The sequence below is a fragment of the Paenibacillus sp. y28 genome (assembly GCF_037137075.1).
Taxonomy (GTDB): Bacteria; Bacillota; Bacilli; order Paenibacillales; family NBRC-103111; genus JBBBNV01.
On the sequence record NZ_JBBBNV010000007.1, the window covers coordinates 84,922 to 96,848 of the forward strand.

The 11,927-nt window shown below is 45.1% G+C and carries 6 protein-coding genes; all 6 read right to left on the bottom strand.

Annotated elements, in window-relative coordinates:
• Positions 1-30 precede the first annotated feature (30 nt).
• Complete coding sequence (metK, locus tag WBG83_RS08185) at positions 31-1,236, bottom strand: methionine adenosyltransferase (RefSeq protein ID WP_336744320.1); 1,206 nt, start codon at positions 1,234-1,236, stop codon at positions 31-33.
• Positions 1,237-1,677: 441 nt separating this feature from the next.
• Entirely contained in the window at positions 1,678-1,947 is a 270-nt protein-coding gene (locus WBG83_RS08190; protein ID WP_336744322.1) for an alpha/beta-type small acid-soluble spore protein, read from the bottom strand.
• 137 nt (positions 1,948-2,084) lie between these two features.
• Entirely contained in the window at positions 2,085-2,636 is a 552-nt protein-coding gene (locus WBG83_RS08195) for a hypothetical protein (RefSeq protein WP_336744324.1), read from the bottom strand.
• A 102-nt stretch (positions 2,637-2,738) separates the two neighbouring features.
• Positions 2,739-6,185, bottom strand: coding sequence for an S-layer homology domain-containing protein (locus tag WBG83_RS08200; RefSeq protein WP_336744326.1), 3,447 nt, complete (start codon positions 6,183-6,185; stop codon positions 2,739-2,741).
• A 559-nt stretch (positions 6,186-6,744) separates the two neighbouring features.
• Positions 6,745-10,458, bottom strand: a complete 3,714-nt coding sequence (locus WBG83_RS08205; protein WP_336744328.1) for an S-layer homology domain-containing protein — start codon at positions 10,456-10,458, stop codon at positions 6,745-6,747.
• A 279-nt stretch (positions 10,459-10,737) separates the two neighbouring features.
• Positions 10,738-11,832: a glycosyltransferase family 4 protein gene (locus tag WBG83_RS08210; RefSeq protein WP_336744330.1), complete on the bottom strand. Its 1,095-nt coding sequence runs from the start codon at positions 11,830-11,832 to the stop codon at positions 10,738-10,740.
• Positions 11,833-11,927: the final 95 nt, after the last annotated feature.

The window sequence follows — 11,927 nt, forward strand, 5'->3', positions numbered from 1 at the left end:
CTGCCCTGAGAATATAATATCTATACTATATTAGTTGAGTGCGTCAGCTTTCAGCTTCTCCGCCTTGTCTGTACGCTCCCATGGCAGATCGATATCCGTGCGGCCAAAATGACCGTAGGCAGCCGTTTGGCGATAAATCGGCTTACGCAAATCCAATTCCTTGATAATGCCTGCAGGACGAAGGTCGAAATTGTTTTTAATCACTTCAACCAGCTTCTCCTCGCTGACTTTACCGGTACCGTAGGTATCTACAGAAATAGAGACTGGACGCGCTACACCGATTGCATAAGCAAGCTGAATTTCGCATTTATCCGCAAGACCTGCTGCAATAATGTTTTTAGCCACATAGCGTGCTGCATATGCCGCGGAACGGTCTACTTTTGTCGGGTCCTTGCCGGAGAATGCACCGCCGCCATGGCGTGCATAACCGCCATAAGTATCAACAATGATTTTACGTCCGGTCAAACCGGCATCCCCTTGTGGTCCGCCGATTACGAAACGGCCCGTTGGGTTAATGAAGTAATTTGTATTTTCGTCCAGGAATTCAACAGGAACTACAGGTGCAATAACATGCTCTTTAATGTCGCGTTGGATTTGCTCCAAAGTTACATCTTCTGCATGCTGTGTAGATACGACAATCGCATCCACACGAACCGGCTTGTCACCTTCGTACTCGATCGTAACTTGCGTTTTGCCATCCGGACGCAGGTAAGGCAGCGTACCGTTCTTGCGAACCTCCGACAAACGGCGGGCCAAACGGTGAGCCAAGGCAATCGGAAGCGGCATCAGTTCAGGAGTCTCGTTTGTTGCAAAACCGAACATCAGACCTTGGTCGCCAGCGCCAATCGCCTCGATCTGGTCATCATTCATGCTGCCTTCCCGAGCTTCCAGAGCCTGGTTTACACCTTGTGCGATATCAGGCGATTGCTCGTTCAAAGAAGTCAGAACGGCGCAGGTCGAAGCATCAAAGCCGTATTTTGCACGTGTATATCCGATTTCTTTAATTGTCTTTCTTACGATTGCCGGAATATCAACATACTCCGAACGGCTGCTGATTTCACCAATAACCAGAACGAGACCAGTTGCAACGGAAACCTCGCAGGCTACCCGAGCATTCGGATCGTTAGCTAGAAAAGCATCCAGAACCGCATCAGAGATCTGGTCACAAATTTTATCAGGATGTCCTTCGGTAACGGACTCTGATGTGAATAAACGTCGACCGCGCGCAAGCGCCATAAATATCGACCTCCTGTATAAGTTGAATTTTAATTAAAACATCATCCCATAAAACGGCTTCGACAAAAGTCTTGTCATAATTACATAAAAATTTCCACCGCGAGCAGTGCAGATAGCTGCGATCTACCCTGGAATAATATTACCAATCAAGTATGGGTCGGATTACGTTGTGCTTCTGGAAAAAACGAACTCCATAAGAACAAATCACCAATCCGCAATTCTATACCAGCATCTTCTGAATTAGTCCGCATTACGAAACCTTCAGATAAATCTAAGCACTTAAAGCAGCTGAATCAAGATTTATGATGGTGGATATAAAATATTTAGGTAAAAAAATGAACCTTTTCCGCGAGGAAAAGGCTGCAATACGAAACCTTCAGCTATTTATCTTATCCCATTTGTCGGTTAGTGTCAATTACATTCAGGCCTATTTACATAAAATTATAAAGAAAATAGCGTTTGTTCTGCCGTCTGTACCAAGCGTTTCGTAATTTCTCCGCCTACTGCGCCCGCATCTCTGCTGGCCAAGTGGCCCCAATAATCTTCTTTCATTTGATGAGAAGGAATAGCGCCCAGCTCTGTTGCGAACTCGCTTTGTACATTTTGAAGCCCTCCGGCACCAACAGGTAGTCCAAGCTCCGCGGCGATCTCATACTTCATTTGATCCAATACCGATTTGCACGCAGGTACAACCTTTTTGTTTCTGGCCATTTTCAGGCACCCCTTTCTTGGTGTGTACCGTTATTGTTTCCGGTTTGCCTGCTCTGACACGAATAAGTTGTTGTCAAACGGGGTAAAATGTTGATGAATTGACAATGCTCATTTTGGTAATGCGAAATGAATCCGGACTACTTGTTATCAGCAAGCAGATAAGACCCTTTGACCATCACATAAATCTCCGACGTCGACTTAGGATCCGGCTTGATGCCGCGGCCTTCTCTCGGGAAAATGAGCAAATGATTGTTCTCGATCACACCGTTGGGCGCAATATCCTTGCCAACCGTTACATCCGGAACACCATTCTCATCACTGCTGACCAGTATGGTCTTTCCCGTACGGACGATAAATTCCGTCCCCGAACCGGCATATAGGATCTGGTTGGCCTTCAGCTGGACCACTTCAATCGTGTTCTGATTCGAAGAACCTGATTGGCCAGTTCCTGAAGACGGGCTGCTTGATGGTGTTGGCTGGGGCGTTGGTGTAGCTGTTGGCTGCTGAATGACCAAATTGGGATTTATCTGCTTGAGCACTTCTTCCAAGTAGCTTTTGGTTACAATTGGGTCGTCCGCGCTGCCGGGAACCGTCTTATTATCGGCACTAGACGTAATGGAGATAAGCCCAAACAGAGCTATCGCTACACCTAACACAACCATCCATTTAAACGGTTTGCTGAAATTCATGGTTTGTCTCATTCCTTTTATGTATGAATAATTCCATTATAGGGAACAAAAAATAAAATAAAAAGACCCCGAAGGGTCTTTTTATAAATGATTGCGTTAATCTTAGTAGCCGAGTTCAAATACGAGCTCTGCACCAGATGGAGCAACAGCTTTGATTGTGAAGCTACCGCCGTTAGCTGTGCTAACAGAATCGCTAGTTTTGTCAGTAATTGTATAAGAACCGTCATTATTGATTACGATGCTATCGTACTCGTCTTGAGATTCTACAACTACATAACGTACGCTGAGAATATCGGAGTAAGCATCGAAGTTAGCTTTGGAGAACTCGTTACCAAACGCCTCATCAACGGCTTTGTACTCGCCAAATCCTGCCTCATCCCACAGCTTGTAGCTATTAGCAACAGTTGCAGAAGCGTACTCACGAATGACCCGCTTAGGATTAATAGCCTTAATCGATGTCGTCTTGTCAAGAACAACAACCGGAATAGATGCAGTACTTGAACCTTTAGTTGTTTTGAACTCAACTGTCAAATTAGCAGTACCTTCATCAAAACCGTAAACAAATGCTTTACCTACATCACTGGAAGCAACACCGCGATTAACAGTTACTACACTGCCACTCGAATCGGTTTTATAAGCATCAGCTTCACGCAGTGCGTAACCAGCAGCGACAGTCGAATTACTAGAATAAACACCAGTAATTACGTTTGGCAACAATACTGTTTCGCTACCATCTTTAGCGGTAATCTTGATTTCTTTACCCGCTTTTCTGTGGTCGTAACCAGAGATAATTACTTTACCAGAGGATGTAGTAGTTGTAGTTGCAGAACCAGTCTGCACAACCGACAAATCGTCAGCCAAAGTAGTAGTTACGCCGTCAGTGTTTACATTGCTCACGCCCAAAATTAAACCAGAGCTTGTTTGATAACGACTCAAGTCTTGCAGCGCTACGCGGTCGCCATCCATAACTGCTTTATCAATGGATGCAGTGTAGGAAAGAGTTTTGTTGCTCCCTTTGATAACTTCATAAGTTTTAGTTGTTTCAGCGATTTTGCTCCAAGAAGCGCCTGCTTTATTAGCAGCAGCAGTAGCATCTTCGTCGTAGTTTTTATTTTCTACGAGCTCATACTTCACTTTGTAAGTTACGCCTTCTTGACCGTTGTTGATTTTCAACTCTTTGTCAAAGAGGTCTGCCAAATCAAAGTAGTAGGAGTACACACTGTCAACAACAGAGCTAGAACCCAGTGCTGCGCCGCTCAGATCCAAACCATTAGTTGATTTAGAGAAGTAGCTTGCACCAGACAGATAAGCATTTCCATCAGATTCAGTACCCGAACCTGTAAAGGTTACTTTAACTGCATAGTGACCAGCATAGAGTGCATCTTTAGCTTCTTCGCTGTATTGATCAAAGAATTTAACTTTGAATTTAGCTTCAGCAGTAGCATCGCCAATTCGAACACCTTTGTCGCCATTGTTGGAGGTCAGCTTGATTGTTTGCACTTCACGCTCGCTACCAACAGTGAGACGCAATTGTGCTTTAACTTCAGGCTTCTCTTTCAGGGAAACAACCAGCGTTGCGCTACCTTTATCATCGATATCATTCAGCTCGATGTAACCTTTGAAAGGACCTTTAGTTACAACACCTTCATCATAATCGCTGTCGTTGATATCAAATGCGGAACCATTGGTTACGTCAACCTTGATATCGCCTTTTTCTGCAGCTGTAACGATATCATCCTTGCTCAATTCTTCGCCGTTAGCGTTTTTCAGAATGAGCTGTACATATTTCTTGTACAGAGCGGAGGAGCTGTCATCGCTAAGACCATCGTTCTCAGCAAGAACCAGAGAAGTTGTCCCGAACTCAACAGAAGCTGGTTTCTCAGTTGCAGAGATAACAATTTTCTTGGATACGCTGTTACCGGAAGAGTACAAGTTGATTGTATACTCTCCACCTTTTTTCACTTTATCAGTTACGTAGAAAGCGAAATCTTTGTAGTTATCGCCATCAACGTCTTCGTCAAAAGCATAGTCATCAGCGTTTTTACCCAATGCTTTGTAGTCACCGAATTCAATACCGGAGACATCAGCAAAAGCGGAGACATATTTATTCAAAGTATCTCTGTCAATGACTTCAACGCCATATTGGTCCCAAGCTTTAACTTTGAGGTAACCAAGCTCTTCGATGTCGATAGAATCAACAACTTTACCCGCTTGATCCATCAGGTCGCCAACTTCCAGTTTAGTGACGATTTGTTGGTCACCAACTGTGAAGATTTTGGAAGCGGAAAGGCCTGTATCTTCATCATTGATGTAGATATTTACACGGAAGTTGCGATCGTATTTCTCGTCGCCTTTCCATTTACGGTTTGCTGCATCGTAGTCTTCATCAGTTGCATTCAGCTGCAATTTGATTGCAGACTCACCAGCGATTTCGCTCCAATCTTCATCATCCAGGTTCGTACGGATTTTGAATTGGCTAGCTGGTTTCTTCATGTCTTCGCCATATTGGTTCAGAACTTTGAAGTCAACACGAACTTCGGATTGCGGAAGAGTCTCGGAAGAAGTAGCGAAGTCGATTTTAGTCGCTTTCTCAGCTTCTACAGAAACTTCTTTCGAAGCGTGGTCTGCATCAAGGTTTTCAAGGCCGCTCAATGTAACAGCATAAGTTGCTTCAGGCATGCTGGTTTCGAAAGTGATTGTAGCAGTTTGTTTGTCATCTGCCCATTTCACAGTCGGGCTAACAGCTGTGCCATCGCGTTTTACACTCAGAACCGCTTTGGAAGTATCAGCAATCGCGCCGCTCAGTTTCAGCGTCAATGTTTTTGCGCCGGTTACTTTCAGGTCAGCTACGCCAACTTTACCAGTTGCGATAACTACTGGAGGGTTAGTGTATGCAGAGTAAGTGGAGTTAACCAGAGTTTCGCGTTTCGCTGGAGCAGTGAAATCAGTTACGCCGGACAACAGGCCAGCTTTAACAACTGATGCTACATAACCTTTAGCCCAGTCAGATACAGTGCCGGTTACGGAAGCGCTAGCGTCGATTTGCAGGTTGTATACGCGAGCAAGTACAGTTGCCATTTGCTCAGCAGTTACGTTACCCGATGGGTCGAATTTGCCAGCTTCTACGCCGTCAAAGTATTTTGCTTTTGTTACTGCGCCGATGTAGCCAGTTGCCCAGCCTGCACCGTCAAGATCTTTATATACAGAAGCGCCGGACTCATCTTCAGTCAGCTCTTTCAATTTAACGATGATTTTCGCGAATTGTGCGCGAGTCATGTTTTGGTCAAGACCAGCTGTGCCGTCTTCCAGACCGTCAAAGATGCCCGCTGCTCTCAGAGCATCAAATTTCTCTTGTGCTGTAGATGCAGCAGTGGATGTTGTAGTAGCAGTATCTTCAGCTGCCAGCGCGATAGCGGACATCGAAGACATTGCCAAGGAAGCTGCTAAAACTACGGATAAACTTTTCTTCATAACCTTTTTTTCTCCTCCTTGATTTTGTTTCAGTTGTTGAGAGTCTTTTGTGCTTAAATGTGAGCTCGTGTCTCTCATTTGCCGATTCACCCCCTTCCCAGAGTTGAGCGTTATAAACGATAAATGAAAGTCTGCGGCATGGCCTGCAGAAACTAGTAAACGGAGAATAGCACTAAGCCGATAGGTAGATACCCTTTAACATTATACAATGCGCGATTCTCAGCGTAAAGAGATAATTTTGAGAAATTTATCCATCGTTTTATCTCTTAACCTTTTGCTCATTGTATTAAACGCAGGGGTTAAAAAAAAGTTGCGCTGAATCGAAAAAAGTTTTTCTTTTTTTTCTAAACGCATTTTGTCACTTTCTCAACTCTGGTCGGCATCCCCTCTGTATATCATTTCGTATATCATCGCCTTACAAGAATCAGTATAGCTTGAATTATGCCCGGAGTCATTGTTAAAGATTTTCCAAGCTAATTGAAACATTTAAACTGCGTGCGCCCGTCTTCACCGGGGTAAAAATTGAAGCTGCCGTTCATTATTGACTTGATGAATTCAACTGCCAGCCGCTTTTTGATTTTGCATTCTATAACTCACAAAAAAAGAGCGCCGGCATCAGCCGGCACTCCGTTCATGATCATTTCGGGATTTTCTTCTGCTGTTTCATTACACGCAGGGCAATGGTGCCCGCTTGAGCGCGTGTCATGGATTCCAGCGGGTCAAAGCGGTACGTTACCGTCGTTTGACCCTCCAGCAATACATTCTCTTGGCCTTCAAGGTACCCCGCCTTCACAACGGCCTCTACAGCAGGCATTGCATAAGAATCAATCGACTTGGCATCTGTAAACAGCTTGATAAGCGCCGCCTCTGTTTTGGTCGCATCAGAGCTCAATTTCAGCTCGTTGGCACGCGCAATCATGAGCGATGCATCCTGTCTAGTGATCGTGTCGTCTGGACGGAAGCGTCCATCCATCGTGCCGCGGATAATACCGGCCCGTGCAGCAGCTTCAATATGCTCATAATCGTACAGCTTATTCGAATATCTGCTGGTAGACGGCACGTCAACGAACGTGTCTTCGTCATCGTCTTTTTCCGTATTTTTGTTTACAAGCGGAATATCAAAAATATCCACGAGCAGGCTGGCGAATTCACCACGGGAAATCGCGTCATTCGGAACAAAGCGAGACTGCGTTTTGTTCTTCATAATCCCTTTAGAGTACATGATATCCAGCGCATCCCTTGCCCAGCTGCTGGTCACATCATCAAAGCTGTTATCCATGTACATGACTTGATAATAGCCGAACTGATCGAACGGCACCTTAATGGTGTTCTTGTTGGTATCCACTACACCGCCAACATTTCTCCATTCCAGATCCTCATAATCAAAACGGAATACGGTTAAGTACTTCCAGCCTTCATTTCGGATGCTGGAGTCAAAAGCCAATGTCAGCTCGCCGCGCTTCGTCGGAACAACCAGATCCTCCACTTTGCGCTGATAGAAACGGTTTACGATGCTGTCGTCCTCATAGTAAGGTGAAACGCCCGAGCCGGTAAGCGCATTTTTCAAATCGGAGGCATTTTCGGAAATGGTGCCCGCATCAATCCAGTACAGCTTACCCGCCGGCTTAAAGCGCCCTGTATCGTCCTCCAAATAAGTCGAGCCGCTTCCTGATGATTCTGTTCTTGCCAGCTTGCCATCGGTGTTGTCTGCAATGCCGAACAACAGCTTGCGGTTAGAGGTAATGTACTGGTTGTCAGCCAGAAGCTCATTACGCATCAGCTTTGTATCTTTAGGGAATGATAATACAACCTCGCCGTCGAAAACGCTCATCTTGCTCGCAAGCTCTGCCTTATACTGCGCGCCTACGACCATGGTGTATGCATTAAACACCACAAGCGTTCCTTTCAACTCCTCTGTTCCTCGTACGACTGTAAAGCTAAGCTTATTTTCTCCTTTTTTCAGGCCTGTCGCTTCATAAGAGAAAGTTTCGGCTGTCTTATCATAGGTCGCCGCATTTTTGCCGAACGATACGGACGTCGCATCGTCAGCCTTGATCACAATGGTGACAAAGTTACTATTAATATTGGTTTGCGTGACACCTTTGTTATTCGTGAATGTAGCTGGTGATACAATGACGTACGGGACATTCTCACGAGCAATGGTGATGGATTTAATCACAGAAATTCCGGTGGAATTTACAACCTCAAAATCAAATACCGTGGAACCAACGGTAAGGTCATAAGCAGAAGTTGTAAACGTCGCTGTTTGAGTCGTACTGTTCTGAGCGGTAGAAACCTCTGCGGTTTCTGTTGTGCCATCTCCTTTATGAACAGTGACATTGACCTTTAACCCGGTTCCAATGTTGGAAATAGAACCTGTAAAACGAACCGTTTCCTGCTGTGTCGAGTACTTGTCGTCAGCCGAATTGGTAGCCTCGATAAATTTCGGATCATCCGCATCATCTACAGGCACAACGCTGTTAAATTGCGGTACATCCTCTGAAAACCAGAATACACTGTAGCTGGCTTCCGACACGACTTGACCGTTAAGCTTCATTACAATCCGGATTGTATTTTTATTCGCAGTCAGCGGATTGGTTGTTGCATCGCCCAAAGGCAATTTAAAGACGCCATTGGAATCTATATAGCTCGTCCCTGCTGCCGTATCTTGGAGCTTGTACGTTTGGGAATTAACATAAACCTCGATATTTTCATATTCCGTCGAAGGCAGGTTAACTACCCGGCCCTGTATACATACAACAGTTGGGTTGTCACAATAAATGTCCGTTGGATTTTTGATAATCAACCCGTTGTATACGTTGTTCAGAATGACATAGGGGGCCGCAGTAATAAGCAAATCGTATTCCATGATGCCTTCCAGGTTTGGTGAAGCACCCGTGCTGTCCTTAGATGGTGTTAATGTCAGGGTTGTATAGCCATCAGGCAAGCCTTCTACATTAACGGTAAAAATATGGTAGCCTGATACAGAAGTTGAATCATAGGTGGTGCAATCCGGGTCACAGCTCAGAGTATACGAACCAGCTACAGCGGAAATCCATTGTGTATTGGTATTGGCATATACTTTCAGTGTGGCCGGCAGCTCATTAATTTCAGACTGGCTGGAGTCGTCAAGCTTTACTTCGATTCCGCTGCCTAAATCGCGTTTGGTATAAGCGATGTAAGCCTCTGTCGGATTTTCATAAACAAAGCTGTAAGAGGAAGTCGCTTTGCTGCTATCCGGAATTGTATTTCCTGTTCCTGTAGTCCCGTTATGGAAATAAAAGCTGATTGTTTTATTCTTCGTTGTACCTGTGTCGGAAATATCAATGGTTTGTGTGTAGTTATATACATCGTAAACACCGGTTTGACTTGAAGCTGCATCTAAAACTACATTAGAAGGCAATGCAAAAAAATTAATCTGGTCTACCAGCTTGTTGTTCACAAATACATCCGCATATTGGTAGTATACCGCATAAGTAACTGTAGACCCCGATACGGAGTAAACATTATTTTTCAATTTGGTTGTAAGAACAATATTGCTGCTCTCGATTACCGGCTTGTTTAGCAGCTTTTTAGCAGCAGCAGTCGATCCGCTTTCAATACCATAAGCATTGTAGGCGAAAGCAGTTCCGTTATCATATACAAAGCTGCGCTTCGTCTGATATCGATTGGAGCCGTTTCGTGCGACTAACGTTAATTCGTTATCACCGGGAGTAAACGTAATATCCGATCCCCGGGTACTGTTAGCAACGAAGCTGAATTTCTTAGAGCTGCTCAAAATGCCCTCAATCGGGCCGCCCTGGCCTTCAACATAGGCTTCAACTTCAGAAGCGTTCGGCGAAGTACCGCTGATTTCATGGTTGGTGTACGGCGATGAACCCGGATACAAACGCAGGGCATTGCCCACAAAATCCTCGTCATTAAACTTCAGGTTGAGGATATTGGTGGTCGGTGTAAAGTAAGCGTAGCCCGGAGCGGATGAAACGACGGAACTGCCCGATCCATACTTCAGTGTCACCTTGTTTAAGCCTTCGACTAAATTGACGTTTTCAAACTGAATTTCATAAGTTGAAACAGACTGAGCTTTGTTGGCCTTTTCCGTTACCACATCACCCGTGTTTACGTTCTCAATCTCATAATAAATGCTGCTGATTGCATCGTCGCTAATCCCTTCAATATCCGCTTCAATGGTAATCGGATTACTTGTAAAGCGGCTTGGGGAAGCTTCTGTGCCCAGACTCGTGATTTGAATGCGTGTCGCTGCAAGTGCTGGAGCAAGCGGCACGATTAAAGCCATCACCATGGTCAGAGCAATAGACAGGCTTAGCCATTTGGTAAAAAAGCTCTTCAACTTTAGTTCCTCCTTATGTAGATGTTCATTTTCTACAGATTTAGACGCTTTCGTAGAAAAAAAGTTTTATGTACTGTTGTTATCGGTCAAATCTCGTCGAAAATTTAGGGGCGATATTAAATTAACGACAGAAATTGGTATTTATATTCTCCATTCACCCCTTTCCTTGTACGACCTTCCTGATCATTTAAAAATAGCCGCGGCGCAGGACGTGATACGCGGTTTTAATTCTTCTTTTAAACAAAAAAAATCGGCCCAAAGGGCCGATAGGATTAATCCTTATTTGGAGACGGAACGCTCTCCCGTTTTGCTTCGGAACCGATCCAGAAGGTTTAACACCGGACGGCGGGTTTGGCCGACAATCCCGATAGCTTCCGCGCCGAGCTGAAGAACAAGAAGCAATACGGCGATCAAAGTAATCGTTACCCATAGTGTCGCTTGGGATAGCAAAACCGCACTTGCTCCAAAAACAAGAGCAATACCGTAAATCACGAGCACCGTTTTACGATGGCTGAAGCCGAGCTGGAGCAGGCAATGATGAAGGTGGCTTTTATCAGCTACAGAGATTGGTGTTTTATTGACTATCCGGCGTACAATCGCGAAGAACGTATCCGAAAGCGGTACACCAAGCATTACAATTGGAACAATAAACGATACCAGCGTGGCCTGCTTAAATCCAAGGATCGATAAGGTGGCTAAGCTAAAACCGAGAAACAATGCCCCGGAGTCACCCATAAAGATTTTGGCCGGATGAAAATTATAAAAAAGGAAGCCGACAATACTGCCTAGCAGCAGCGCGCTCAAAATAACGACCGTGATATTCCCCATAATTAGCGCCATCACCATGATAGTCGCTGTAGCAATCGCCGAAACCCCCGCAGCAAGCCCATCGAGGCCATCAATCAAATTGATGGCATTGGTGACACCAACAATCCAGAATATGGTGAGCGGGATGCTGAGCCAGCCCATGTCTACGGTAGAATCCCCGAACGGAAGATTAACAAGGTCAATTTGAACCCCGCAGTACACCACAACAGATGCGGCGATAATTTGGCCCAGCAGCTTCCATTTGGGCGACAGCTGATACCTATCATCCAACGCACCGACCAGGACGACGATGGCTCCGCCAATGAGAAGCCCGGTAACAACTTCCTCATTCAATTCGGCAAAGGCCGGAGCAACGGCAAAAAAGGCACCAATAAACGCAAGAAAAATAGCTAATCCTCCAAGGCGGGGCATAATGCGCGTATGTACCTTACGGTGATTCGGTGCATCAACAGCTCCTACCCAAAAAGCAACTCTCTTGACGACCGGTGTCAGCACGATTGCCAGCACCACTGCAGCGGCAAATCCGATTGCATACAGATACATCATCTGTATTGTTCAACTCCCCCATGATCTCTATACCATTACGCATAACATTGCCATTATACTCTTTAATCTGTGGAAACTCCACAGCCGATTTTCAG